The organism is Candidatus Paceibacterota bacterium (genome assembly GCA_028714275.1).
Lineage (GTDB): Bacteria > Patescibacteriota > Minisyncoccia > Phycocordibacterales > CAINVO01 > CAINVO01.
In genome coordinates, this window is the sequence record JAQTMP010000001.1 from 30,712 (window position 1) to 55,536 (window position 24,825).

General features: G+C 43.7%; 24 protein-coding genes. 5 read left to right on the forward strand and 19 right to left on the reverse strand.

Going from position 1 to position 24,825, the window contains the following annotated elements; genetic code table 11:
• Positions 1–79: 79 nt before the first annotated feature.
• Genes PHF79_00210 through PHF79_00220 form a run of 3 tightly spaced genes read right to left on the reverse strand, consistent with a single transcriptional unit; the run spans position 80 to position 2,734 of the window.
• Positions 80–982: a hypothetical protein gene (locus tag PHF79_00210; GenBank protein MDD5318233.1), complete on the reverse strand. Its 903-nt coding sequence runs from the start codon at positions 980–982 to the stop codon at positions 80–82.
• The gene (locus PHF79_00215; protein MDD5318234.1) at positions 967–1,509 is read right to left on the reverse strand and encodes a nucleoside monophosphate kinase; all 543 of its coding nucleotides are present in this window, start codon (positions 1,507–1,509) and stop codon (positions 967–969) included. The genes PHF79_00210 and PHF79_00215 overlap by 16 nt, the downstream gene beginning before the upstream one ends.
• Before the next feature lie 43 nt (positions 1,510–1,552).
• Positions 1,553–2,734 (reverse strand): hypothetical protein, encoded by a 1,182-nt coding sequence (locus PHF79_00220; protein MDD5318235.1) that lies wholly within the window; start codon positions 2,732–2,734, stop codon positions 1,553–1,555.
• 210 nt (positions 2,735–2,944) lie between these two features.
• On the opposite strand from PHF79_00220, the gene PHF79_00225 reads away from it, so the two are divergent.
• Entirely contained in the window at positions 2,945–3,205 is a 261-nt protein-coding gene (locus PHF79_00225) for a DUF3850 domain-containing protein (GenBank protein MDD5318236.1), read from the forward strand.
• 232 nt (positions 3,206–3,437) lie between these two features.
• Here the strand turns inward: PHF79_00225 and PHF79_00230 are convergent, their stop codons facing one another.
• Entirely contained in the window at positions 3,438–3,761 is a 324-nt protein-coding gene (locus PHF79_00230; protein ID MDD5318237.1) for a CRISPR-associated protein Csx3, read from the reverse strand.
• 359 nt (positions 3,762–4,120) lie between these two features.
• Here PHF79_00230 and PHF79_00235 point away from each other — a divergent pair, with 359 nt between their 5' ends.
• Both PHF79_00235 and PHF79_00240 read left to right on the forward strand, forming a co-directional pair.
• On the forward strand, positions 4,121–4,888 hold the full coding sequence (locus PHF79_00235; protein MDD5318238.1) for a helix-turn-helix domain-containing protein: 768 nt from the start codon (positions 4,121–4,123) through the stop codon (positions 4,886–4,888).
• Positions 4,889–4,891: 3 nt separating this feature from the next.
• A complete protein-coding gene (locus PHF79_00240; protein MDD5318239.1) occupies positions 4,892–5,482 on the forward strand; it encodes an HD domain-containing protein in 591 nt (196 codons plus the stop codon).
• Here the strand turns inward: PHF79_00240 and PHF79_00245 are convergent.
• From PHF79_00245 to PHF79_00260, 4 genes are all read right to left on the reverse strand, one after another.
• A complete protein-coding gene (locus tag PHF79_00245) occupies positions 5,472–6,269 on the reverse strand; it encodes a CRISPR-associated protein Csx3 (GenBank protein MDD5318240.1) in 798 nt (265 codons plus the stop codon). The two genes, PHF79_00240 and PHF79_00245, sit on opposite strands and share 11 nt — an antisense overlap.
• Positions 6,270–6,295: 26 nt before the next feature.
• On the reverse strand, positions 6,296–7,282 hold the full coding sequence (locus PHF79_00250; protein MDD5318241.1) for a hypothetical protein: 987 nt from the start codon (positions 7,280–7,282) through the stop codon (positions 6,296–6,298).
• A gap of 261 nt (positions 7,283–7,543) precedes the next feature.
• Positions 7,544–8,977 carry a hypothetical protein gene (locus PHF79_00255; protein ID MDD5318242.1) on the reverse strand — a complete coding sequence of 478 codons (1,434 nt, stop codon included), beginning with the start codon at positions 8,975–8,977 and terminating at the stop codon, positions 7,544–7,546.
• A gap of 409 nt (positions 8,978–9,386) precedes the next feature.
• The gene (locus PHF79_00260) at positions 9,387–10,145 is read right to left on the reverse strand and encodes a hypothetical protein (protein ID MDD5318243.1); all 759 of its coding nucleotides are present in this window, start codon (positions 10,143–10,145) and stop codon (positions 9,387–9,389) included.
• A gap of 17 nt (positions 10,146–10,162) precedes the next feature.
• Here PHF79_00260 and PHF79_00265 point away from each other — a divergent pair, with 17 nt between their 5' ends.
• A complete protein-coding gene (locus PHF79_00265; protein MDD5318244.1) occupies positions 10,163–10,771 on the forward strand; it encodes a Fe-Mn family superoxide dismutase in 609 nt (202 codons plus the stop codon).
• Here PHF79_00265 and PHF79_00270 read toward each other — a convergent pair.
• From PHF79_00270 to recJ, 3 genes are read right to left on the reverse strand one after another with little or no spacing between them, the layout of a single operon-like run.
• On the reverse strand, positions 10,672–12,264 hold the full coding sequence (locus PHF79_00270; GenBank protein ID MDD5318245.1) for a ComEC/Rec2 family competence protein: 1,593 nt from the start codon (positions 12,262–12,264) through the stop codon (positions 10,672–10,674). The two genes, PHF79_00265 and PHF79_00270, sit on opposite strands and share 100 nt — an antisense overlap.
• A gap of 60 nt (positions 12,265–12,324) precedes the next feature.
• Complete coding sequence (locus PHF79_00275; GenBank protein MDD5318246.1) at positions 12,325–13,083, reverse strand: ribonuclease HI; 759 nt, start codon at positions 13,081–13,083, stop codon at positions 12,325–12,327.
• A gap of 44 nt (positions 13,084–13,127) precedes the next feature.
• The gene (gene recJ / locus PHF79_00280; GenBank protein ID MDD5318247.1) at positions 13,128–14,951 is read right to left on the reverse strand and encodes a single-stranded-DNA-specific exonuclease RecJ; all 1,824 of its coding nucleotides are present in this window, start codon (positions 14,949–14,951) and stop codon (positions 13,128–13,130) included.
• A gap of 53 nt (positions 14,952–15,004) precedes the next feature.
• Here recJ and PHF79_00285 point away from each other — a divergent pair, with 53 nt between their 5' ends.
• Complete coding sequence (locus PHF79_00285) at positions 15,005–15,442, forward strand: HIT domain-containing protein (GenBank protein MDD5318248.1); 438 nt, start codon at positions 15,005–15,007, stop codon at positions 15,440–15,442.
• 116 nt (positions 15,443–15,558) lie between these two features.
• On the opposite strand, the gene PHF79_00290 is transcribed toward PHF79_00285, so the two are convergent.
• Genes PHF79_00290 through PHF79_00325 form a run of 8 tightly spaced genes read right to left on the reverse strand, consistent with a single transcriptional unit; the run spans position 15,559 to position 24,756 of the window.
• Positions 15,559–16,701, reverse strand: a complete 1,143-nt coding sequence (locus tag PHF79_00290; protein ID MDD5318249.1) for a phosphoglycerate kinase — start codon at positions 16,699–16,701, stop codon at positions 15,559–15,561.
• 34 nt (positions 16,702–16,735) lie between these two features.
• Positions 16,736–17,584: a triose-phosphate isomerase gene (gene tpiA / locus PHF79_00295; GenBank protein ID MDD5318250.1), complete on the reverse strand. Its 849-nt coding sequence runs from the start codon at positions 17,582–17,584 to the stop codon at positions 16,736–16,738.
• Between the two features lie 32 nt (positions 17,585–17,616).
• Entirely contained in the window at positions 17,617–17,853 is a 237-nt protein-coding gene (locus PHF79_00300; GenBank protein ID MDD5318251.1) for a hypothetical protein, read from the reverse strand.
• Between the two features lie 18 nt (positions 17,854–17,871).
• On the reverse strand, positions 17,872–19,275 hold the full coding sequence (locus PHF79_00305) for a pilus assembly PilX N-terminal domain-containing protein (protein MDD5318252.1): 1,404 nt from the start codon (positions 19,273–19,275) through the stop codon (positions 17,872–17,874).
• Positions 19,276–19,277: 2 nt separating this feature from the next.
• Positions 19,278–19,901: a prepilin-type N-terminal cleavage/methylation domain-containing protein gene (locus tag PHF79_00310; GenBank protein MDD5318253.1), complete on the reverse strand. Its 624-nt coding sequence runs from the start codon at positions 19,899–19,901 to the stop codon at positions 19,278–19,280.
• Positions 19,902–19,909: 8 nt separating this feature from the next.
• Positions 19,910–21,718: a prepilin-type N-terminal cleavage/methylation domain-containing protein gene (locus PHF79_00315; GenBank protein MDD5318254.1), complete on the reverse strand. Its 1,809-nt coding sequence runs from the start codon at positions 21,716–21,718 to the stop codon at positions 19,910–19,912.
• 22 nt (positions 21,719–21,740) lie between these two features.
• A complete protein-coding gene (locus PHF79_00320) occupies positions 21,741–22,955 on the reverse strand; it encodes a type II secretion system F family protein (GenBank protein ID MDD5318255.1) in 1,215 nt (404 codons plus the stop codon).
• A gap of 46 nt (positions 22,956–23,001) precedes the next feature.
• Positions 23,002–24,756 (reverse strand): ATPase, T2SS/T4P/T4SS family, encoded by a 1,755-nt coding sequence (locus PHF79_00325; GenBank protein MDD5318256.1) that lies wholly within the window; start codon positions 24,754–24,756, stop codon positions 23,002–23,004.
• Between the last annotated feature and the right edge of the window lie 69 nt (positions 24,757–24,825).

Here is a 24,825-nt window from a genome sequence, read left to right on the forward strand (position 1 = left end):
GCACTTTTCTCAGAATTCTAAAAGAATAGAATGCTAGGAAAAGTGCTGGAATAGAGGGCAAGGCCATATTCCAGCATGATTACAACCTCCTTTCGATCGCTGCTTTATAGACGGCATCCCTGTCTGCCGAGCTGACTACATTCGCGATCTCGAGAACTCTCTCGACCTTCGCGATAGCATCCTCTCTCGACAGACGTGGTGTCCGATGCAGACCTTCCCTCAAATACCACTGGCGTGGCGACAAGAGGGAGAAACCCGAATCAGCGACAAGCTTTCGCCATCCGTCTTCAGGTAGCACTTCCTCCGTCTCGTGACCGAGATAGTGCCGTCGGCTTTTTTCGGGAATCCACGAGGCCATTTGCGCATCGCAGTAGCGGAGTCCTTTGACATCAAATTCATTGTATCCGAACTTAGCAAGCTCGGGCAAGAACGATAGGTCGGAGAGTTCCGCTATGTAAGGATGCGAGATGGGCAAAGCTCGAACACCTTCTTCTTTTGCCAACCGAAGGGTTTCAAGATGCTGTTGCACCGTGACCTTTTCGACTGGCGGATGGTTGCCGGTGATGCCGACGACCAAACAGAAGTTTTCAATTCGAGCAAGTCTCTTCATCACGTCTCGCTTTATCGGCCACTTCGTTACACACGTCACCAATTTTGCAATAGGCGATACCGTTTCGAAAAAGTGCCAGAGGAAACGATTGAGCTTCGGCCAGAATGGATCCGTCACTGCCGTAAAACCCACGAAGTCGCCCTCAAGGATCTCGAACGGGAAACGAAAGAATCGGTCCTGCTCCTCTGCCGAATCAACGATCCACGGAGTGACATTTATGAAGGTCGAGGCTCTGTTTACTCCCGCGATCGGGTTGGTGTTCCAGAGCTCTCGGCGTGCATCGTGCTCCGTAATGAAGCAGTATTTGCACGCTACCGGACAGGCTGGTTGACCAGCCTCGAATCTTTGCCCACTACTTATTTTTGTTGGCATTGGCTGATCTCCTTTCTGATGGATTGGTTGATTTGTAGTTCGGGCAGTGTTCCATCTATTTCCACATACCGAAACTTTTGCTTGAGATGCGAGAGAAGCTCCGGCAAACGATTCACTTCAACAGCGAGACGCGCTTTTGCTTTTGCCAACGCATCGCCTTGACGTTTACGACCGAGCACCCGCTCAATTGCTACTTCCTCCGAAATGATCAGATTCACCACGAGGGTGGGATCTACCGGATGAAGCAGAAACTGGTTGAGATTTCTGGGATATCCGTCAAGGATCCAGTTGTCTTGAATGTCCGAACCGAGAAGAACCTGGACAGCAAGGTCATCATCGAGCGGTTGCCAGATGTCACCATTGCGTTCGAAATACTCCGCGATTCTTTTTCCAAGATCGTCATCGGCTTTGAGATGCTTGCGCACCTCATCGCCAATAGAGATATGGGGCACACCGTAACATCGCTGCAACAGTATGCCTTGAGTGCCTTTGCCGGCACCCGGTAATCCAATAAGAAGAATTCTCATATATACATTATAGAAGAGGGATTGAACCTTTCCTAACCATCTCCTAATTTTCGTAGTCGAGGATCCTCGACGGCGACATGCCGACCGTGACCCGAAACTCTGGCGGAAGCACGTCCTTAAACATTGCCAAGAAGCAGTAGCTGCACTTGAAACAATGTTCTTTGGCGCGATACTCGCTCCAGACCATCCATGAATTCACTCCGTAGAGCGAACCATGTCCGGACACGCCGTCAGGCATCTTGAAGCGAGGGTGGAGTCTGACTGCCGATGTCTCACCGGGTGCTATGTGTGGATCCGTCGCCAACATTCCGCCAGTTATAAATCTGGCAAGACTCATCTCTCCCCATGAAGGTGTTTGGCCATCATGAGTTCTGATGTTGATATACGGCGTTCCGTATTTGGCAGGCGAAACCGGACAGTTCGTGCAACACAGGCTGCACTGACTTCTCACTTCGACATTACAGTTCTTGTAGCGTTCCGAGGCGGTATGGACTTCAACCTTGAAGCCGAGGTAACGAAGCAATTCGACAGAGCCCGGTAATGGTTGTGCAAACTGAGCTTGCCCCGCACAAGTGCTCTGAATGGGACATAGATCGCAACGCACGAACTTTGCAGCGGTGTGGTACGGATTCAAGCTTCTCTTTTTACCGAGAAGCGATGAAATCGCACACTGGGTTCTTACCCAGTAAGGAATTTTCAACTCACCTGCAAGCTCGCGCATATATTCTGCGGTTGCCTGAGGAGTGAGTTTCAAAGTCTTCATCCACTGTTGACCGTCTGGCGCTGCAATGTGTTCCAGTCCGCTGGCGATCACGACATCATGACTTCCTCGGAAACCGGAAGAAATGATTGCGTTGCAACCAGCATCGACGCTTTTGCGGAAGATTCGCCCGATCGTTTCCTTGTCATCATTCACGGTATGAATGATCGGACGGACATACGATACCGACCATGCTCCGCACTCGCGTGCGGCTTGCAGTGTTCTGTAGCGATGTTCCGTTCCCATTGGCTCCATTTCTTTCGGGAGTTCCGAGATAGAAGCAAAGACAAAGAGGTTGAGATTTTCTGCCCAATGCGTCAGACGTTCACGCCACCATGGCGTGTCGAGGTTCCCTTTGGTAATGATGCCAACGGGACCGGTGTGCTTGTCTGCCACCAAGGCATCAAGCTTTGCCGCAGTCGAATCCCGAAGGATGACTGGATCTGCCAAGTTGTTTATACTCACGGGCAGATTACGCAGGAGTGTTCGATATGTTTCTTTCACGGGAAAGTCCTTTCTGTTTGGGTTGTGTGACAGGATCTGAAAGTGGTTGTAATTTCAAAGAGCTTACAGTTATATCTGTAAAACAAAATTAACCGGGGCACATGCCCTTCGTAACGTAGAACTCTTCTGGTAGAATTGTAGTATATTTACTAACCATAATATAATTTACATATGAAAATAGAAAAGAAATTGAGAAAAGAATATTTTGAAAAGTTACTTGCGGGAGAACAAAATTGTGATATGAAACTTGCTGATTTTGAATGCAATACTGGTGATGTCATTGTATACAAAGAATGGGATGGTGATACAAAAGAATACACAGGACGAACATTAGAGAAGACCGTCAGTGACATTGTACGAAGTCCTCGACCACGAACATGGTCAAATGAAGATATTGAAAAGTTTGGATTCATGACAATTTATTTAAAATAACTTTTAGCTTTCGTCCTTTCGGACTCATCAGTCGGGATACACATCCCGAGAGCAAAGGATGTATTTCTACATCCTCGCAAAGTTTATTTCTAAACTTCACTTGCGACTAAATCGCCAATGCCTTTCGGCTGAGATTTGGCATATGCCGGGTTCTCTACAGGAGGGTTGATGTTCCTGTGACCCAATCTATTTGCAGATGCAAGGAGATATATCCCTTAGTCCTCCCCGAAGGTTAGGCGACAGTGTCGCCGACCTTCAGGGTTTCGTGACCATGAACCATCGCGACCACATGGGTAGCCATGGGAGGGACGAAGAACGCAACCGCGCTGAAGCGGTGCGCCAGGACATGGCCGAAGGCAGCTGCGACGGGAACCAGCAAAGGTCCCGTGACCTTGATGAGGCCACCGCCGGCGAGTTCGCCGTTGGTGTCCATCTCGGCCAAGCGCGCGACGGTGTCGCGAACCTTGGCGCTGGCGTCACCTTCGGCGGTATGCTTGAAGGTGATGACGTCCGCGTTGCGGGTGATCTCGACGGTGGGGGCTGTGGTAGTGTTCATATTTATCAGAACACTACAAGGAAAACCTATCCTACATTTCTAGAGCACAACATGTGCCCAAAGCTCCATTTCGGTAACTTTTTCGAAATACAGGACAAGTGTCTTGCAGTGTATTCTAGATATAACACTTGTTACGTTCAGAATACACTACAAGACCTCCAGCAAACCCACCATCTCTACCTGCATCTGTTTTAATCAATGAACTCTTTATCTGATATAAGTATAGCATATCCAGTTTATTTGTCAAGCACAATGCAATACTAAACCCTTATATATAAGCCTATTTTCACCACGATATTGACAATATCCAGTAAAGCCTATAATATAAGGCTATTATTGTTATACATATAAAACACTTTATGAGCACCAAATTATTGGAACAAATTGGTTTAACAGGAGAGCAGGCACGGGTATACTCTTGCCTTGTCTCTTCAGGAACGCTACAGGCGAGAAAAATTGCCTCTGAAAGCAGGGTAAATCGTAGCCTTGTATACAAGATATTGAAGCAGCTTATTGAATTTGGCTTGGTTATAGAGAATGCTTCCCCCGGCTCTGTCAGTACCTTTACCGCACTCCATCCTTCCAAGCTCCACATTATCGTCAAAAGAAAAGAAGATGATCTCAAAATTGCTGACCAGGCACTCCACGAAGCGGTGAGCAGCCTCGGCGCTCAGTTCAATCTTACGTGTGGGAAACCATCGGTACGATTCTATGAAGGACTCGATGGAATAAGAATCTTGAACAAGGACATTATCCATAGTAAATCGGATATCAAATTGATACGCTCACCATTCGACAACAATACGGAGGAGCTCGATGCTAAGGCGAAGAAGCTTCTTGAGGAACGGGCGCAAGCAGGAATAAAGACCAGATTGATCGTTCCTATAAAAAATACCCCTTCTTCTATATCGCAGGAATGGGATAAAAATAATCTGATCGAGCGTCGGCGCGTTCCACGAGAAGAACTCCTGAACTCTGCGCAGGTCATCGTCTATGCGAACAAAGTCGCCTTCACGTCTTTTAGCGATTGCATGATTACAACCATCATAGAAGATAAAGGCATTGCTGATACCTGCTCGATGCTCTTTGAAGCATTGTGGGCCAAGTACGAATATAATAAAATATAAATTATGAAATATACTCCTCTTATAGAAAAAGCTATACAGACCTCTGCTCATGCTCACAGAAAACAATACCGTAAAGGCAATCCAGACCTTCCTTATATCAGCCACCCATTCTCTGTCTTTGTTATTCTTTCAGAATATACCACCAATGAAAACGTGCTCATTGCAGGTCTGCTCCACGATATACTTGAGGATGCTGACCCTTCCGAATATTCTGAGGCTGCACTAACTAAAGATTTTGGAGAAAAAATAGTTTCTATCATCAAAGAAGTATCTGAGGAAAAAGACGGGGACCTCGAAGAATCAGACGCAAAAAGTAATTGGGAGGAAAGAAAGATTGCCTACCTTGAGCATTTAAAGACGTCATCTCCGGAAGCACTTATGGTTTCTTCAGCGGACAAATTGCATAATATAGAAAACACACTGGTTGATTATAAAAAATCGGGATCAATGATATGGGAAAGATTTAACGCACCAAAAGAAAAGCAGATTTGGTTTTATAAAGAATTTAACAAAATAATCACAGGAAGACTAAGTAACGAGATCGCACAAAAATTTGCTACTATTGTTACTGAACTAGAGAAGGTTATTCAGTAGGAGAAGGCTCACCTGAAGACTCTTTTCCTAAGTTAATCACAAAACGTGAGAATGCTTGAATTGTCTCACGGGTTCCAAGAGACTCGCCTCTTTCAAGATGATGGACTGAGCCACGAAACACACCGTCTTCTCCGACACCCTCAACAAGATCTTCTGTTCCTTTGTAATCAGAATATACCTCTGCAATTACAGGTATACCCAGTGTGGTAAAAAATTCTTTCCATTGCCCCGGCAAACCGTTTTCAACAGATGTTTGACCAGAAAGAATGACGGCAGCGTTTGCCCCCGAGCATATCTTTTCATTCTCTGGAGAGATAACTCCTCCGATATCAATAAAATTAAGAGGTAAATTGATTTTTTTAACCGAATCCTCAATTCTTTTTGCAAACTCTGGAGTAAATTTTGACTTATATTCCGCCTTGAGTTTTGCAGCCATTTCAGGATCAGCATTCATAGCTTCTTGAAACCAAGAACCTTCTCCGTCTGGACAAGCTGTTAATATGTATGGGTAAGGAGCACCTGGGGTACTTGCGATTGAGCTCTTAACACCCTGACGAAAGCATGATTTTCCTGAACGCTGTGGTCCTGCCAGTACTATCTTTTTTGCTTTCAACATCTCTTTTCCATCTGGTGTTTGCAAAAAATCGACCAAGCGAATACCTTCAACTTTTGATGTTGATTCTTTAAGCAAATCAAGTCCTTCTCTTCCTGTAAGGATTCTCTCGACAGCACCCTCTTGCTGTTGTTCCTGTAAATTTTGTAGTTGAGGTTGCTCTTGAGATTTCATGACTTAATAATAACATGAACAATACGCTATTCGCGAGGCTTAAGATGCTTTTCCACGATTCCTATTACCTGCTCTGGAGAAAGTTCTGAGCTCTTTCCTTGTGGACTTCCGATGATGGTAGGTGATCCGCCCCATCCTTCTTCGAGTTGCGCCAGTTCATTTTTTGCAGCGACAAGATCGGCCCATGTTCCCTCATACTGACAGACGGTATATTTCTTGTATGCGTCGCCAGGTCCTTGCTTGAACGTAGGATTAAAGGCAACGACGACTGGAGCTTGAGAATATCCGAGAGATGTTCCTGCGCGATGTGAGCTTTCTACATATGCAATGTTTCCATCGGCAACCACTTCTATTTTTATAGCTCCTTTTTCAAGTGCAGCTACCATGTCAGCTCGCTCAGCCTCCACTTTTTCTCGATAACCAGCTGGCTCAGTTCCGACAGTGAGATATTCTTCCATTGATTTTACTCTGTCAGCTAGAGGTGCTTTGAAATCCATTACTCGAGCGGCAATACCGGCAAGCGACTCAGTTTCAGAAGCACTCCCTGATGCAGGCCAAGGATTTTCCTTGCTTGGTAAATCAGTTTTACCCGGCCATCCACCTCGAGCAAATTTATCAGTCGTTGCAATTTCCTGAATACGAGCAGCCATCTCTGGCGTGACTTGGCCTCCGCTTGCACGATATTTTATAAGAGCCATTGCTCCAAGAGCGTCGAGATCTGCTCTTACTGTAACCATGGATGCTTCGCTCGCGGGAAGGTCTAATGTTTGAGCGACTTCAATAGCTGCAAGATCTACATTTCCATCCGAGTGTTGAGGGTCGATATTTCCGAGCGTACATTTTTCAGCATAGGCAGGAATAGTGACTTCGATGCCGAGGACTCCGTGAGGATTTTCAAAGAGCTTTTCATTTGCTGCCTTCGCGTCAGGGATGGGCCTAGGGTCGATCAGTCCGTACTGATAATCTTTAAATTGCTCTCGTGATTCAAAACCTTGTGTGGGTGATTCGTTCATATGGGATAAATTAATTTATAAATTTAAGGATAAATATTAAAATCGTATGTTGAAATTGTAACAAAATTCAGACTATAACCATAACTTTTTTAGTGTTTCAAATTCAAAACAAGCAAGACAAACTCTTTCAGAAATAGGCCAATACTGTTTTTGAATTTTTACAAAAAGTTATCCTGATCCTTTCACGGTCCGCTGGCTAACAATTTACAAAATCTTATCCGAGAATTTAAAAAGATGGGTTAATTTTTTATATCTAAAGTATTACCATATTTTTTCTCCAACTGGCATAGGTCGGGTCCCTCTTTCTACTCCTAGACCGAGCGGATCATCTTTCTTCAAGATACCATCCTCAACGATTTTTTTCTGAACAGCCACTGTACCATCTGGCCAAATATGGTAACCGGGCATACATGCCATCACATCATGATCTTTTTCTCCATGCTCTGACTTTACATGTCCTGAATAATTTGAGACTTTTCCCGTGTTTATACGGATCTTTTTTAAATCATCACTATTAAGATGCTTTTCAAGCTCTTCCCTCATAGTGGATACAAAATCTTTATCACCAAAAAGTATAACTTGCGGGCCTAAGGGTAATAAAGTCTTGATCGTGTTAATTGTATCGACTATATATGTATCCATTCTATTTCTAGCCCTTATTTCAAATTGATTTACTGAAATCCTTGTATTAAAAAAATATTCTGTTCCAAGATTTACTATTTTTTGAGCTGCATTTTGCGCAACATGGTCCGTTTTTGACCATCCAGCAGTAGTTATGTGAAGAGGTCTTTTTTTTGTGGCTAAAGCTAAAGCGACATCCCCAAAATCCGCAGGCGACCCATCTACATGTGAGAAGTTGTTGTCTTTATAATCAAATGGATCACTGTCATAGTAATTCGCAATAGACCAGAAAAGTTGACTGACATGAAAAGGAAAACCACTACCTCTTGTAAGATCTGATAGAAAATATTTCCTATCGTATCTTAATCCTGACTTGTTCACAGCCTTTATTGTTGTAGACACGAGCTCAGGGGTTTGTCGCATCTGATTTTCAAAATATTCTTCAATAAGTGGAAATTCTCTTATTAAACTTATAAGATATTCATTGGCTTTGTCTACATCATTATCAAAAAAGTCTGATAAAGCCTTCCTCGCTAATGGCCTAAAATCCGATTGGAGTTTCTTCCTCTGTAGATCCCAATCATCTCCAAACTTATCATCATACATAAACGAGCTATCGAAATTTAGTCGGCACCCAAGTTCCTTGCAAAAAGCAACCCATTCTTGCACTACTTGATTTTCAACTTCTTTCATCTGTTCTCCAATCTTTAAAATCGCCTGGTACGGCATCGTTTCTACCGTTCTAGAAGCCCCTGCCGCACAGAAAGTACAAGCATGTCGACAGCCTTTTGTTATTTGTACATTAGCTAACTTCATTCCCAACAATTCACGTCTATCTGGTATATCTAGATCTTCAAAATATTCTAGATGCGGGTTTTCTACCGTAGGAAGATTCTCGGGTAAAATGTCAGTTACTTCTTGATTACTAAGACTGTTTTTTACCTCGACCCCTCTTTGACTAAGAGGAAAACGTCTTTCCGTCAGAGATCTCGATATTTTCTTTATCAACTCAGGACTGCTTTGAGAGTTACTCTCTACTCTTGGTAGATTTTGTTCCTGAACAGATTCTTTCATAAAATTATTTTTTGGTATGCCTTTCTACAATTTCAATCACTTGATCAGACGAAGGTACATACATAAATTTTTAATCTAATACTTATAAAAGGATTATACCAAAATCTAATCTAATTCACATCCAGTTTTCTTGTTTCAAATTGAGAACAATAGAGAAATATTCTTTATAAAAACTGGATATTACTGTTATCTGTTTTTTACAAAAATAGTACCTAGTACCAATAAGACTGTACCCCTCCCATAGGCATTCAAATCCGGGACATAAGAAATTTACCAGCGACTGAGGGGCTAGAGATTGTGACAAGGAAACAGATCAACAGCCAGTCCCTAATGAGATCATCGAAGATCAAGCTATATATGAAATGCATAAAACTTTATTTAATTTTACCTGGAATAAAGCTGATAAAATCTAATTTATTCTCCACATTTTTTCTCCATCCGACTCAAATCTCTCTACGCTAGACGAAGATGCCCTCCATTCATCCGCAGGCAGTTTTAAATAATCCCGTATTGACTGGCTCACCCCATCCGAAAAAGTAAAAACGGTTTTTCCATATACCAAACGACTGACAATGATTCCTTCACGCATTTCTCGCCGAGCGCTGGAAAAAATCCGATCTGGAAAAAGAATTTCGAGATAGATGTCACGTTTTTGATCTAAAACAATCTTCATGCCTTGAAGGGCGATTTTTGCTTCAAGCTTTTTTTCTGAGAGACTGCTCATCACAGCCTCGATCGCTCGCTGATCCGATGTCGAGCTCGCCTCCGAAACCGATGCTGTATTTACATTTAAAAAAGGCGCGAGCACTTTACCCACATCGTACCGCTCCGCCACAGAAGGAAAACCGCCAATATATTTTCTTTTCATTTCGGTCAGAATGACTGCGTCAATCTTGTACTGATAGATTGGCAAACTCCGGCCGAGGATAGACAAGGCTGCTCGATCCTCGTCGCCCGCATTGATCAAAACCCTCACCCCATTTGGAGCTTCTATCAGCACCAACATATTTTTATTTTTAGCCGTGCCGAGATTAAAAAACGAAACCCGCAGATGGGCTTGCGGCCACTCCATCCACACCAAATAACCCCCGAAAATAATGGGTAAAAAAGCCACCAGAAAGACAAGCCAAAAGCGCGGTGATATACTGCTAGTGTCTTTGTTAGCCATAATTTAATTTAAAATATATGCACACCTATCTTGAAAAAAAATTTAAAATTCCTGCTCTTGCGGGTATTTCTTCAAACACCATCACTGAGCATCTCAAGCTCTATGCTGGATACGTCAAGCATAGCAATCTGATTCTGCAAAAGATTTCCGAGCTATCGGCTACGCCAGAAGCAGCGGAAAAAAATGTCTACGCTATTGGTGAGCTCCGTCGACGCTTTGGCTTCGAATTTGACGGTATGCGCAATCACGAATATTATTTTGCGCAGTTTGAAGGGGCGCCCAAGCAAGCTGATCAGAAAAGTCCTCTCTCTAAAAAAATTGCCAGTGTCTGGGGAAACTTTGATGCATGGTTTAAGGAATTTAATACCCTCGCCATGACTCGCGGGATTGGCTGGGCTATTCTTTATTACGATCCAACCGCTGATACTCTCCTCAATGTTTGGGCTGATGAACAGCATCTCGGACACCTCACCGGTCTCAAGCCAATCCTGATGCTCGATATGTGGGAGCACTCATTTATGCTGGACTATCCGCCTTCAGAAAAGAAAAAATATGTTGAAGCTTTTTTTACCAACCTCAACGGCGAGGTGGTAGAAGAACGTTTTGCAGAGGCGGTCGGTAAGTAAAAAGCGTGATAGCCACTCGCCGCACCTAATAAAAAAATATAGGCCCCAATACTCCACCCAAAACTAAACGGGTGGAGTATTGTGTAGGCGTACGGAAGATTTGAACCAACGTCGACTACCCCGAGCTCAAAAGCGAGTAAAATATAGGCCGCAAAAACTGACGGCAAGGCCAGAACAACCGAAACAAAAGCTGAAATCCCCATCACAAAACTAAAGAACATGGTCAGAGGTACGAGCGGCACCACTAGGAGATTGACTGGCAGGGCGACAAGAGACACTCCGCCAGTGGTGTAGAGCAGCAGGGGCAAAGTCGCAAATTGAGTAGAAAAAGTAGCTACGACCAAAGGCCGGATTCCATATTTTTCGGGTAAAAATCTAAAGAGATGTTCAAAGGGAGGTGAAAAAATAATGAGACCAAGAGTAGCTAAAAAGCTCAGCTGAAAGGAAGGGTTGTGAAGAAGAAGCGAAGGTGTAACACACAACATTATGAAACAGGCTGCCCACAGGGCTCGCGAGGCATTGTAGGATCTGGAAGTTTCACGCGCGAACACAGCGATCAAAGCCATGATCACTGCGCGAATGACTGTGGCGCTGCCCCCAGCCATCAAGGAAAACAAAACAATCCCTAAAGCCCCGGCAATGGATCCAAAAATTTTCGGAATAAAAGTCGGGAGCAAAGCAAAGACCTGCATCATGGCTTCAGCCACGATGGTGACATTTTGACCTGACAAAACGACAATATGAATAATGCCAACCCTTTTAAATTTTTCTTGCAAATCAGCAGATAGGCTGCGCTTGCCAGCAATGACCAAGCCGCCGGCCAGCGAGCTATACGGCTCCGGCAAAAGTTCATCCAATCTCCCCAGAAAAAGTTTTTTGAATTTTAAAAGCTGACCCTTAAGAATATTGCCGTTATCTCTTGAAATGATTGCCCCGTCTCGCGCTGTAAAAAGATAATCAACATCCTGACTAGCCAAATATTCCTCGTAATCAAACCATCTGCCATCACCCGACTGAAAAGACACCGGATTTCTAAGCTGCCCCCACAACTGCAAACGATCTCCGTAACGCAAATCGGAAAGGTTGCGAGAGAAAATGGGAGTGGAGACAAGAATTGTGGCTTTAAAGGGAGTCTCGACAGAAAAAGTCACTCTGCGATTGTGGGCTCGGAGCTCTGGATCATCCACCACTATGCCCTCAAGAGTGATAGGCTGAGCCAAAAAGGCTTCTCCATTTTTCACATGGCTCTCAAGGGCGTGCCAAGTCAAAAATATTCCTAGCATTACGAAGATAAAAATAATCAAAAGGAATAATAAAAACTTTTTGAAACGAAAATGGGCTTGAGGTAAAAAGAAAAATGAAAGAAGAAAAGTCGCGATTCCGCCTATCAATAAAATCAAAACCAGGCTGAATTTTTTATTTAGTAAAAATCGATGGGTGTCCGCCCATACGATCGCTCCACAAAAACTAACGATGGGCATGTAGTAATACATGCCCATCATTTTACCTACCCCGCTTAAAATTTTGATGAAGAGATGCTAAATTTGCTCAAACTATCTTTGCCACCCTTCAATAATATTTTTCTCCTCTCTGGCGTCCAAAGCCTTTTTATATTTGGCACCCTTAGCCCCCTTGACCCTTTTTTCACATTCGGCCCAGGTTTTATGTTTTTGTAAAACACCCTCAACCAAGGAAAGATACGAATAGGCTTTGGCGCTGCTTCTATTTTTGGAAGCACTTCGGGCGCCATCGAGCACTGGGTCGACTTTAATATTTAAAATATCTATGTGATGTAAAGCTTTATACCCTTCGAGTGAACCTTTGTACAAAGATTCTGGTGCATTATCGGCAAAGGCAGTGGCTATGACATCGCAGCGCTCGTTGCCCGCGATTCCTCGGTGACCTCCAATGTATTCCCATTTTATTTTTTTACCCAAGCTGATATCCGCCAACTTTTGCCACAAATCCTTGTTTAAAACTTCTTTTTTTTCCTTGGTTTGCCAATTATTTCTCTGCCACCCTGAGACCCAGCGCGTGATGCCGTTGATCAGATATGAGGAGTCTGTATATATAGTATAAAGGCTCTCTTTAGCTGAGGTTTTATCAAAATAATCTTCAAAATGTTTTAAAGCTGCCAGGGCGGCGTTCATTTCCATTCTATTATTGGTGGCCATGGCCTCAGATCCACCAAGCTCGTCTACCTGTATTCGTCCTGCCGAATCCGCATAGACCACCACTGCTCCAAAACCCCCTGGCCCTGGATTGCCACGGGATGAACCGTCCGTAAAAATCATCACATTATTTTTAGTCATTTTATTAAAATTCTTTAGGCTATTATACCAGACTGGCCAACGGATTATACTGACTTTACGTCAACGATCCGCAGCCTCAGCTCAGGAAAACCTCGAAACATAGACTTCTCCATGGTCACAAAAAGGTCCACTTTGGCCCCAGCGCGCAGAGCTTTGTTTTCAAAATTATCTTCGGTCATAAAAAAACCAATGGCTGAAAGTTTTTTACCCGCGATATTTTTGGTTATCAACTCAAGATGATTTTTTTCCTTGCCAAAAAGTTTTACTGCATCGAGGATCACATCCCGAATGCGGAAAATAGGTTTGGGATTGGCCATGCCAAAAGGCGCCATTTTTTCAACCAACGTATACGTCTGCCAAGTAACATCCTCGAGAGAAATTTCGGCGTCCTCTTGTGGCGTATCCTCTGCCTGTCCTTGATCTGTTTGCCCCTCTACAAGATTTTTCAAGTCATTTTTGGTAGAAAGACTGGCCAGCGCCTTTTCCAGCTCGGTCTGAAAATAATGAATCTGCTCAGGTTCCACACTGAATCCCCCAGCCCCAGCATGTCCGCCAAAATCCTTGAAAACTTTTTTATCCGTAGCGTTCATGACATCCACTAGACTGATTTTACCATTGGATCGACATGACCCTTTGATAGTACCTGTCATCTCGTCTCCATCTCTGCCCCACAAAAAAACCGGACGATCATATTCTTCGACGAGCTTGCCTGCCACCAGACCAAGCAGGGCCGGACTCCAATTGGGATTGCCAGCCACAATGACTGAAACCTCCGCTGAAAGCTTTTCGAATCTTTCTGCCAAAATCTTGCGAATTTCTTTAACCAACGAAGCCACTTTTCCTTTTCGTTCATTATTTATATGATCTAAATGCTCCGCCAAGGCTCCAGCCTGACTGACGTCTTCGGTTGAAAGCAGCTTAAAGGCATCCATCGGCACACCCATACGCGAGGCCGCGTTGATCCTGGGAGAAATCATAAAACCAATGTCATCTTCCGAAAGGTATCTCTGATCTATTTTCAATTTTCTCAAAAGAGCGGCGAGTCCGGCTCTGGGAGATTTGCGTAAAACTTTCAAGCCATAATGGGCAAAAATGCGATTTTCCCCAAGCAAAGGCACCATGTCCGAAAAGGTGGCAATGCCTACCATGTCGAGCAACCATTTTTCCCAGCCATCAACAATCTCTATATCCCGAGCGGCAAGCAGATTTCGCAATGGCTTATGCGTAACAAGAGCTTGCACTACTTTAAAAATCACTCCGGATCCGCAAAGCATTTTTTCAGGATACTCACAGTCTGATTGTTTTGGATTGATGATGGCATAGGCGGGAGGCAAAACATCTGGAGCAATATGGTGATCCGTAATAATCACATCCATGCCGAGCTTCTGGGCGAGAGCAACTTCCTCCACATCGGTGATTCCACAATCAATCGTAATCATTAGTTTCACCCCATCTCGCGCAAAACCTTCGACAGCTTCCCGATTGAGACCAAAACCTTCGTCGTGGCGCTGAGGAATATAGACGCGGACACCACCAATATCATTTTTCCCATTTTCGGATTTTCCTCCCAGCCCAATTTTTTTAAAAAAATCATAAAGCACCACTGCGCCCGGCACTCCGTCGTGGTCATAATCACTAAAAATTAAAATCTGTTCTGGGCGAAGAACGCCCTCAAAGCATTGGCGGATGGCTTGAGTGATCCTCTCTACCCCTTTTCGCATATCTTTCAGCAAGTAGGGATCATGCCCCTTGGCATAGTCTATGGAAAAAAAATCTTGAGCGGCTTGCGTGGTTTTGATACCCCTCCTAGAAAGCAACTGCCTCAAAAGCTCTGGGTATTCAGACAACTGAGATTGGGATTCGAACATTTGGGTATTTTAGCACAATCAGCAAAAGTTTATTTTTTAGGTATAATAAACCCATGCTAAAAAATATCCCTTATATTACCGACCCAGATTGCCTTTTTTGTAAAATCATTGAGGGCTCAATTTCATCATATAAAGTCTACGAAGATGCTGACACTTATGCTTTTCTGGATATCAATCCAAACAATCACGGCCACACCCTAGTAGTGCCAAAAGATCATTTTGAAAATATTTATGGCACCCCAGATGAAACTCTCTGTCGTACCATGATCACAGCCCGGAAAGTCGCCATCGCAGTCAAAAACGCCCTAAATGCAGACGGGGTAAACATTAACATCAACAACGAAACGGCGGCTGGCCAAATAATTTTTCATACTCACATTCATATTATTCCTCGTTTCAATAATGACGGTTTCAAACACTGGGCCCAAAAAAGCTACCTCCCTGGCGAAGCCGAAAGCGTCTTAGAAAAGATAAAAGAAAAACTTAAATAAAATTAAGAGCCCTTTCGGGAGCACGGATAAATCCTTGCTAGGATTTTCCTCGTGCTCGCTCCGTCGAGCCTCGCAAGTCTCCCTCAAGGGTTCTTAATTTTATTTAAGTTTTTCTTTTATTTTAGCGCTTCAATTCCGACTAACGTCTCATCCAAAAGATATTGCAACATCGCACCGCCGCCAGTAGAAATAAAACTAATTTTTGACTCAGCTTTTTCCCCGAGAGAGCTAATAGCGGCCAGAGTATCTCCCCCGCCCACCACCGCTTCTAAAGAGCCGTCCGCATCTGAAATAATTTTAGCCAGCTCAATAGTCGGCTCCGTAAAACCAAGCTCATAATTTCCGAGTGGACCATTCCACAAAACACATTTTGATTCACCAATCATGGTCTGCAGCATAGACATGGTTTCGGGACCTGCATCCATAATGACGTCTGCGTCACCCACTTGGTCTGATTTCTTGGCTGAAACAGCCTGAGTATTTTTATCCTGCACGATGACATCTGTCGGGACCAAAAGCCTGGTGTCCGCTACTATATCTGTGACCGAAAAATCTCCACCTGAGACAAGCGATGCTCCGACATTCCATCTGCGCGCCTTAAAAAGATTGTTGGCCAAAGCTCCTCCCACAAAAACATGGTCAGCCAACGTTAAAAACTTTTGAATCAAAGGGAGTTTGGTGTCAAACTTAGCGCCGCCTAAAATAAACAAAAAAGGATGAGGGGGGTGAAATATTTTTTTGAGATGGTTGATCTCGTCAGACAAAAGCAGCCCAGCATAGTGAGGTAAAAATTCGGGTACCCCCACTATCGAAGCATGTGATCGGTGTGAGACAGAAAAAGCATCATTCACGTAGATGTCTGCAAAACCAGCTAGTTTTTTAGAAAATTCTCGATCATTCTTTTTTTCTTCTGGGTATTGGCGGATATTTTCGACGAGAATGATATCTCCGTCCGCCATAGAAGACATTTCGGCTAAACTTTCTTTGCTAAAAATATCTTCAACAAAAGTTAAAGGAAAAATCTTCATTAAATAATCATAGATAGGCCGCAGGGAATCTCCGCCCTTGCCTTCAATGTGACTAATGAGGATAATCTTTGCCTTTTGATTGCGTAAAAACTCAATAGTCGCAAGGCTTTTTTTGATTCGGGTGTCTCCAGTGATTTTACCGTTTTCGATGGGGACATTAAAATCTACCCGCACAAGTACTTTTTTACCGGCAAGGGATTCCAAGGTGGTGATGGATTTTGGGATGAGCATACAGTAAATAAAATTCCTAATAATTTCTTATAAACTAATCACTATTTTTTAAAAGATGACGAAAATTTTCGACTGACAAACTTTCACGGCCCACCAACACTCCGTCAGCCTGGCCTTCGTTGATTATGCTGCTGACGTTTTCAGCTGTGACCGAGCCTCCGTATATGACGGCTACCATTGAAGCTGGAGCGCCGCCCACCAACTCCATTAAATATTTTTTGATAAAAATACTCATCTGGTGCATATCATGAGGAGTAACAACTTGAAAAGCCTGATTGCCGATAGCCCAGAGCGGCTCGTAGGCAATCACAATATTGGCTATGTCTTTGCCGATGACGTTTTGCAAGGCTGCTTTGATTTGATTTTTTATATGAGAAAGATAATCCCCCTGATCATCCCGCGCTGACTCTCCCACACAGACCACCGGTTTCAAACCGTTTTCCAGTGCAATCAAAACTTTTTGATTGACTATAGCATCCGTCTCGCCCATGGCACGGCGCTCTGAATGTCCGACAATCACATACCCTGCCCCGAGGCTTTTTAGCATGGAAGCGGCCACTTCCCCAGTAAATGAGCCACCCTTTTTGGCAGACAAGTCTTGGGCTCCAACAAAAATATGTTTACTATCTTTTGTCCTCGAAAAATAAGCGGCTACACTTGTCAAAAACGGATGGGGTGGGCAAATGACAAGAACCGTTTTCTTGAGCTCACGGGCAAACGAACGAACCCCTACCGCAAGACTTTTGGCTTCCATCAGTGACCCTGGATTTTCCTTCCAATTGGCAATGATGATTTTTTTAGGTTTTGTTGCTATTTTGTTTACCGATTTTTTGCTCCTCGGCTTTATTTTTTTCTTCAAGACTTTTTTAGAGCGCTTTTTCATAGGTTACAGGCATTATATCACAATCAAAACTTCTATTTTGCCCTTCTAATCATCCAAAGGGCAGCCGCCACCAACACCAATACCGCCAAAAGAGTCAAAAACACCATAGGAAAATAGCTTCCGGCGTTTTTGACAAGAGGTTGCCCGTTTTGGGTAGCTAAATCAGTAGTGCTAGCCGTTGCATTTTCTGCTGGATTGAGATTACCCTGAATATTGCCAGAAATGTTGGCGTGGATATATTGAGGAGGGGGTTGAAGTGTATTTTTCATATATTTTTCGAATTTATTTTAATTACTTGTCCAGCTTATTTGCTGATATCCTGAAGACGAAGTTGGAAAACTAGGCGGAGGGTAAAAGAGGAGGTTGCTATCGTAGGTATCTGTAGTGTTTGCGTACCCAGAGACCACGTTATTAAATGAGTCCACCCAAGACCATGTCCACTGACCAAAAGTCATTATAGAACCAAAAACCGTAATGCTATTTTTGACCACATTGTTTTTATAATAATAAAATTGAGCGCTCCCGTTTTGGGCGATCAGAGCCGCGTCAATCTCTAAATTGTTCGGGGCGCCGTAAGTCACTACGATACTGCCTTGGGAAAGAAGCCCCAGCACACTACTGCCGTCTTTAGCTGAATAAAGAATATTGTTTGGAATATAAATAGTCGGAGCCGTCGAAGAATTGTACGGTAGCAAAGCAGCCGCCACCATCACCCGACCGTTGACTGTGCCTTCGACCCATATTTTATCTTCTATATAAATAATGCCGTTGCTAGGGATACTTTTTGTGTACTGCAACGTTCTATTTTTATAATCAAAATTTTCATTATGAGCGTTCCCGTAGACATCCCAGCCTGTTGGTTCAGAAACGAGACTAGTCACTTTATACACGCTTACAGTGCCATTATTATTAAACACCAGCGAGTAGCCTTGGCTATTAGAAGGAGGTAAATAGATGCCCCCATTTTGAGCACTACTCTTTAGGCTGGCCAAGTTGGAAGTCAAAGTCGAAAAATCCACTGCGGGCACAGGAAATTGCCAGAAATTTTTAGTAGCTTGATCGGCACTGCCCCACACCCCATTCTCAGTTGCGGGACAAGGGCTGCCTTGAGAAGAAGGGCAAGTATAGGTAGCCTTGGCCGAACCAATAGGAGAATTGCCTACCCCGTCAAAACGAATACCGCTGTTTGACATCAATTGCCCTCCGACTGTTTCGTTGCTGCCAATCCAAATAATGTCATTGCTCAAAAAAGAATACTGGGCCAGTGAAGGAATTCCGTACTTGGCTGTCACGGTCCTGGTAATCGCGGGATTATCGATGGTAGAACCTGTTGATTGGATGGTGACTACAGTTGAACCGACAGCCGGAGGAGTGATCGTCAAGCTGTATTGGCCTACCACTTTCTGAGTGTCAAAATCAGAGTAACTATGAATATACGGACCGGCAGCATTTGTCCCGTCCGTGTAGTCGCTCGGATAATGAGCAAGATGCCACTGGTAATAATCAATGCCGGCTTCGGCAATTTGCAAAGCTTCTTCTTTGTTTATAGTCGTAGAAGCTACTTTCATTTTTAACACCACCGCGTCCACCACAGGCAGCATCATGATTGAAAAAAGAAAAATAATAACCAAAAGATAGACCAACACATCTCCTCCTTGTCCTCCGCTTTTGGATGTTATTTTTTTAATCATACTTAATTTCCTAAATTAGTCTTAAGGCTCCTAATGGTTGAGCCGGCCTGGACTGAAAAAGTAGTGGTGCCGTTTCTTTGATCTTGGCTGGAAATGACCAAGTTGATTTGGACATATTTAACTTGATTTAAATTTATCGGAGGGACAAGCGGAGAGCTCGTGCCAGCATAGTTTGAATCATAATAATAAAAGACCGGCACGTTGCCATTGGCGAGAGCAGACTGAACCGCCGTAATTTTTTCTGAAGCGGAATTGTAAGTCAAAGGATTGCCAGAGGGTATGATGACTCCTTTATAAAGAGTCGCTCCAGACACATAATAACGCACTCGGTTGACCGCATTTCCGCTGGCTCCATAGCTAGTATATAAAACCAAGGTTGAATTGTCCGCCTGGTTGACTGGGTAAGAGCCATCGTTTCCGGGAGTAGCATCTCTGACTTCGTTAATGAAATTAAATTCCGCCAATCGAGCTTGGTCGATATTATTTAGAGCTAGATTTTTTTGACTAGAGCCGCTGTATATTTCTTTAAACAGAAGCGAGGCTCCTGACATGAGAATAAGAAAAACAAAAATAGTAACGAGGGTTTCTACCAGAGTAAATCCATAGTTTTGATGTTTCTTATGCATATAGCGAATTACTGGCTTAAGGATACCTGTAAAATATTATAACCGCTAATATTTAAGTCGCTGATAGTCTTGGTCTGATACCCTGGCATACTGACCACCAGCTGATAATTGGAGCCAGCAGTCAAACCTGGAAAGAAAACCTGCCCTGGCGTAAAGCAACCTGCGACATAATTAATTCCTACACTGGTGACTACAGGATTTTTGGCTAGATCCGTGGTCGAAAGGAAGGCTTTGTATCGAATATACCGATTGTTGTTGCTTGAAGGGCTAATACTTGTGCCTGGCACCGTATAATATGTGCTGGCCGTGCCATCAGGACCAACAAAGTTCCAAGTAGCGTTGTCGTTGTTTGTGGCAATTTGGAATTTGACAGTGGCAGCGGGATCTTGAGAAGTTGGCTGCCAGTTTAGATTGGTGTAAGTCGTAGTAGTAGCTCCTGTATCAAAAGATGAAGAGATCAGCGAACCAGAATTAACAACCGCTTGACCATTGTTACTGATCAAGCGCATGCCGGTGGGAATATCATTGGTACTAATATTGCCATCATCTTGAGAATACATCGTTGGGTCAACAAAATTCTCTTGACCTGACCCTCCTGTCCACGACTGCTGACTCCAATTGCTCCCTCCTGTCAATTTATTTGTGTCAGTTTGAGGGCTGAGAGTTTGCAAATCAACATTGGCCCCCTCAATAGCATTCCCGGTTGATGCATCTTTGACAATCACCAAAAGGCTATTGGCAGTTTCTGGACCAAGAAGTAAAGCAAAAGTCTGATTTGTATTTGGCAAAATGTTAATTTGTTGGATGGGTGATGAGCCGTAAACCATATAAGTGCTCGTGCTAATCAGGCTTGGAGTATAATTGTCCCACTCTAGGTTTGAAAGCGAAACTTGCCCATTTCCATCCGAGGTATAGGTCTTGTCAAATTTTAGAACATTTGGCGTCCCGATTAATTTTGAACCTTGGACTCTTAGACCCACCCCCGAAAGGGCGCTGCAAGTTTGATCGACAGTATTAATGACAAGATTGCTCAATTGGTCTATCGAAAAACTGACCTGGGTGACTTGACCATTGGCGATGGTCGAATCAGCTTTGATCGGATTGGGATTGCTGCCGCTGACAGGATAGGTCTGATCTGTCGAATAACCATTTTTGGTCACCACGACGTGATAGCTATTGGCTGCGTCTGGAAGACCCACCTCAATCCAGTTTCCGCTGGCATCACTGATACGGCTAAGATTGATGGCCGGGGTGATAGTGGCGTTGCGGATAGAAATACTGGCGCCGGAAATTGGCTGCCCGACCGCGTCAAAGACTTTGATTGAAAATGCTCCCGCATTATTTATATTTTCCAAGCCTTTTGGAACAAAATTGGAAAAAAAACTAGTCGTCACCCCTGTGACAGTATTTTTAACGTACAGTTTGACCTGCTTATAATCATTTGGAGCAGGATCGGTACCCGCCAAAATAGTCCCATCGGCAGGATCATCTATATAATTGACTACATAATAAATTTGGTAGGCGGTCCCATTTACGACCGTGGTGGTAGCGTTGGGCTGGTCATAGAGATTGCCGTGGGGATTTCCATTGATGGTACCTATTTGAGAATAGGGCATATTTCTGACTACCTCCATGTACTGATCCGCCAACCCTGAAATAGTAGTAGTCTCTCGAAAAGTTCTTGTTTCCCGAATGACGGCCGCACTGGTCTGATAAACAGCCAAAGCCAAGAGTACAAAAATAAAGATGCTCACCAAGCTTTCGATGAGGGTAAAACCTTTTTGAAAAGAGGCTATGTGTAATGTATTTTTTTTCATTTTAAAAAAATCTTTAAAAGATTTATTTAATATTATTCATCACGGTATACATCGGTGTGATCATTGAAACGGCAAAAAATCCAACCACCGCTCCAATAATCACCATCAGAAAAGGTTCAATGATAGTGGACATGTCTTTTGTTTTTTGCTCCACCTCATTTTCGTAAAAAACAGCCACATTTCCAAGCATTGAGGCTAGTTTTCCTGTCTCCTCTCCTACACTCATCATTTCTGACACAAAGATTGGGTACAGATTGGTTTTTTCAGAAAAAACTGTCGAGATAGGGTCGCCTTTTTCAACAATTTTTTCGGTCGCTCTGAGAATTTCTTTGTAATATGAATTCTGAAGCACGTCTCCTGTGATCTTGACGGCCAAGACCATATCCACTCCTGAAGTCAAAAGTGAAGCGAGGGTGCGCGTGGTGCGGGCAGCATTAGTTTCCTTGACCAAAGGACCAATGACAGGAGTGTGGAGAAAAATATAATCAAAAACCCTCTGCCCCTGAGGGGTTTTTCCGGCAAAATAAAAAAGAGCGGCAACCCCTAACACAAGCATAAGGGCGAGAATATAATTATTTTTTAAAAAATCGCTCAAAAAGATGATGAACTTTGTCGAGCTAGGTAAATCAGCCCCTACGTCCTTGAAAGTAGCAGTCAGACTAGGCACTACATATACGAGCATCAGAATACCAATCAAAACCATGACTGAGACAATCACCGCAGGGTAAATCATGGCCCCTTTTATTTTTTTCTGAAGGGTATAGTTTTTTTCCATTTGAGAGGCCACTTCGCGAAGGGCTCCGACCACATTCCCCCCTTCCTCCCCAGCCTTGACCATCGAGACAAAAAGCGTGTTAAAGATATTGGGGTAGGCTGCCAAGGCCCCGCTAAAAGTCTTACCTGAGCTGATTGAAGCATTAAGCTCTCCTAAAATTTTCTTCAACTTTGTATTGCTTGACTGTCTCTCCATGACCGAAAGGGCGCGGGACAAGGCTAGCCCGGCCTCAAGCATACCAGCCAAATTGCGGGCAAAAATTATTTTTTCGTGCTGTTTGATGCCTTTAAAAAAATTAAAGGAAAGCTCCAAATGGGCAATCCCCGCCTTCACTTCCTCGACAGACACGAGTGATTCCTCATTTTTTTTCAGCTCGCGAAAAAGGGCTGAGCGATCCGCCGCTTCCTTTACGGCAGTATAGGTCTGACCTTCTTTGGTGACCGCTGTATATTTAAATTTCATTGAAATTTTATTAAAATTTTAACTAAAACATGACCCGTCGGTTTTGTTATTCCGAAATCACCCGCAAAACTTCTTCGATAGTAGTGACTCCTTTGACACATTGATAGATACCATCTTCTATCATAGTAAGCATGCCTTCACTCCGCGCCTGTTTTTCAATCTCATCTGAGCTAGCCCCGCGAATGATCAACTCCTTGATCGCTGAGCTCACTTTCAACACTTCGTGAATACCTACGCGGCCTCCATAGCCGTCTTCCGAATCCGCGCTCGGACGAGGTTTGTAAAAAGGAATCTCTTTCCACTCTGCATTAGCAGCCACAATGTTTTCTTCTTTCAAAACCTTGAGAACTTTATCCATATCAATCTTCTTACTAACCTGAGCAAGCTCATCTTTTGATAAAAGATATTTGTCTTTTGCGTTAGTCAATCTACGAATCAAACGCTGAGCCACAATGACATTGAGAGTCGACACGAGCAAGAAGGGCTCACATTTCATATCTATCAGACGAGGAATGGCACCGGCTGCAGAGTTGGTGTGCAGTGTCGAAAGCACGAGGTGGCCAGTCAAAGCTGCATTGATGGCGAGTGAAGCCGTCTCATTGTCACGGATTTCCCCCACCATGATGATATCTGGATCCTGGCGAACAAGTGAGCGCAGACCTGAAGAAAATGTAAAACCGATTTCGGGTTTGACCTGAGTCTGGTTGACCCGTTTCATTTGATATTCCACAGGATCTTCGATGGTCGAAATATTCACATCTGGAGTGTTCAAAATGTCCAGCATGGTGTAGAGAGTGGTGGTTTTTCCGGAGCCGGTGGGACCGGTAGTGAGGATCATGCCGGTGGTGAGCTTGGTCGATTCATGCAAAAGTTCAAGTCCTTCACCATGAAAACCCAGACCCTCGAGAGAAAAACCTGAAGCATTTTCTCGCAGCAAGCGCATGACGGTTTTTTCTCCAAAATAGGTTGGCAGAACAGAGACACGGAAAGAAATTTTTTCCCCGTTTAGATCTATTTTAAAGCGGCCATCCTGAGGAAGGCGTTTTTCGTCGAGTTTGAGATTGGCCAACACTTTCAAACGCGCCGTAATGCTCGAACCGGCACTTTTTGGCAAAATCATGGCATCGTGCAAAATACCATCAATCCGATAACGGACCACCACCTCTGTTTCCATCTGCTCAATGTGAATATCCGAAGCCCCTTGAATGGCGGCGTGCTTGAGGAGCGTGTCCACAATACGCACCACTGGCAGATCCTCAGCCAATTTTTTTAAATCGTCTGCGCTTGTCTGATCATCTCCAGAAGAATTTCCTACATTTTTAAGTCCAGCCGCTTCCTTTTGGATGATATCTCCAAAATCCGCCTTAAGGCTTTTCTGGTATTGAAGTAAGGCTGCCTTGATTGAATCATTGTTGGTAAGTCGAGGAAGAATTTTTAAACCAGTTTTTTTCTTAATAAAATCAATGGCACTGAGATCCTCGGCGTCTAGCATAGCCACCTCGAGAGTGTCTTTGTGTTTTTTAAAGGCCACGATGTTGTGATTGCGGGCAATCGGTTCTGGAATAGTAGACAAGACATCAAAGTCCAATTTTTGATCCGCTAAGTCAATAAAAGGAATGCCGAATAGATACGCTTGCATGCGGCGGAAATCATCCTCCAAAACTTTTCCCCCGCTCACCAAAATATCCCCTATCGACTGCCCTCGTTTTTTGGCTTCGATTTCCGCCGCGTCAATATCCGCTCGACTGACCAGTCCCGAGTCCAGGATAAATTTTTTTAATTGCTCTTCTTCGATGTGCATAAATAGGGTGAAAAAGTATTTTCATATATATTGTATCAAATTTTTAGGGGCAAGAGAATGAAACTATCA

Coding starts and splice junctions, on each gene's coding strand:
- PHF79_00210 (MDD5318233.1), bottom strand. CDS start 982: ATGCCAACAAAAATAAGTAGTGGGCAAAGATTCGAGGCTGGTCAACCA.
- PHF79_00215 (MDD5318234.1), bottom strand. CDS start 1,509: ATGAGAATTCTTCTTATTGGATTACCGGGTGCCGGCAAAGGCACTCAA.
- PHF79_00225 (MDD5318236.1), top strand. CDS start 2,945: ATGAAAATAGAAAAGAAATTGAGAAAAGAATATTTTGAAAAGTTACTT.
- PHF79_00230 (MDD5318237.1), bottom strand. CDS start 3,761: ATGAACACTACCACAGCCCCCACCGTCGAGATCACCCGCAACGCGGAC.
- PHF79_00235 (MDD5318238.1), top strand. CDS start 4,121: ATGAGCACCAAATTATTGGAACAAATTGGTTTAACAGGAGAGCAGGCA.
- PHF79_00240 (MDD5318239.1), top strand. CDS start 4,892: ATGAAATATACTCCTCTTATAGAAAAAGCTATACAGACCTCTGCTCAT.
- PHF79_00245 (MDD5318240.1), bottom strand. CDS start 6,269: ATGAAATCTCAAGAGCAACCTCAACTACAAAATTTACAGGAACAACAG.
- PHF79_00250 (MDD5318241.1), bottom strand. CDS start 7,282: ATGAACGAATCACCCACACAAGGTTTTGAATCACGAGAGCAATTTAAA.
- PHF79_00255 (MDD5318242.1), bottom strand. CDS start 8,977: ATGAAAGAATCTGTTCAGGAACAAAATCTACCAAGAGTAGAGAGTAAC.
- PHF79_00260 (MDD5318243.1), bottom strand. CDS start 10,145: ATGGCTAACAAAGACACTAGCAGTATATCACCGCGCTTTTGGCTTGTC.
- PHF79_00265 (MDD5318244.1), top strand. CDS start 10,163: ATGCACACCTATCTTGAAAAAAAATTTAAAATTCCTGCTCTTGCGGGT.
- PHF79_00270 (MDD5318245.1), bottom strand. CDS start 12,264: ATGTATTACTACATGCCCATCGTTAGTTTTTGTGGAGCGATCGTATGG.
- PHF79_00275 (MDD5318246.1), bottom strand. CDS start 13,083: ATGACTAAAAATAATGTGATGATTTTTACGGACGGTTCATCCCGTGGC.
- recJ (MDD5318247.1), bottom strand. CDS start 14,951: ATGTTCGAATCCCAATCTCAGTTGTCTGAATACCCAGAGCTTTTGAGG.
- PHF79_00285 (MDD5318248.1), top strand. CDS start 15,005: ATGCTAAAAAATATCCCTTATATTACCGACCCAGATTGCCTTTTTTGT.
- PHF79_00290 (MDD5318249.1), bottom strand. CDS start 16,701: ATGCTCATCCCAAAATCCATCACCACCTTGGAATCCCTTGCCGGTAAA.
- tpiA (MDD5318250.1), bottom strand. CDS start 17,584: ATGAAAAAGCGCTCTAAAAAAGTCTTGAAGAAAAAAATAAAGCCGAGG.
- PHF79_00300 (MDD5318251.1), bottom strand. CDS start 17,853: ATGAAAAATACACTTCAACCCCCTCCTCAATATATCCACGCCAACATT.
- PHF79_00305 (MDD5318252.1), bottom strand. CDS start 19,275: ATGATTAAAAAAATAACATCCAAAAGCGGAGGACAAGGAGGAGATGTG.
- PHF79_00310 (MDD5318253.1), bottom strand. CDS start 19,901: ATGCATAAGAAACATCAAAACTATGGATTTACTCTGGTAGAAACCCTC.
- PHF79_00315 (MDD5318254.1), bottom strand. CDS start 21,718: ATGAAAAAAAATACATTACACATAGCCTCTTTTCAAAAAGGTTTTACC.
- PHF79_00320 (MDD5318255.1), bottom strand. CDS start 22,955: ATGAAATTTAAATATACAGCGGTCACCAAAGAAGGTCAGACCTATACT.
- PHF79_00325 (MDD5318256.1), bottom strand. CDS start 24,756: ATGCACATCGAAGAAGAGCAATTAAAAAAATTTATCCTGGACTCGGGA.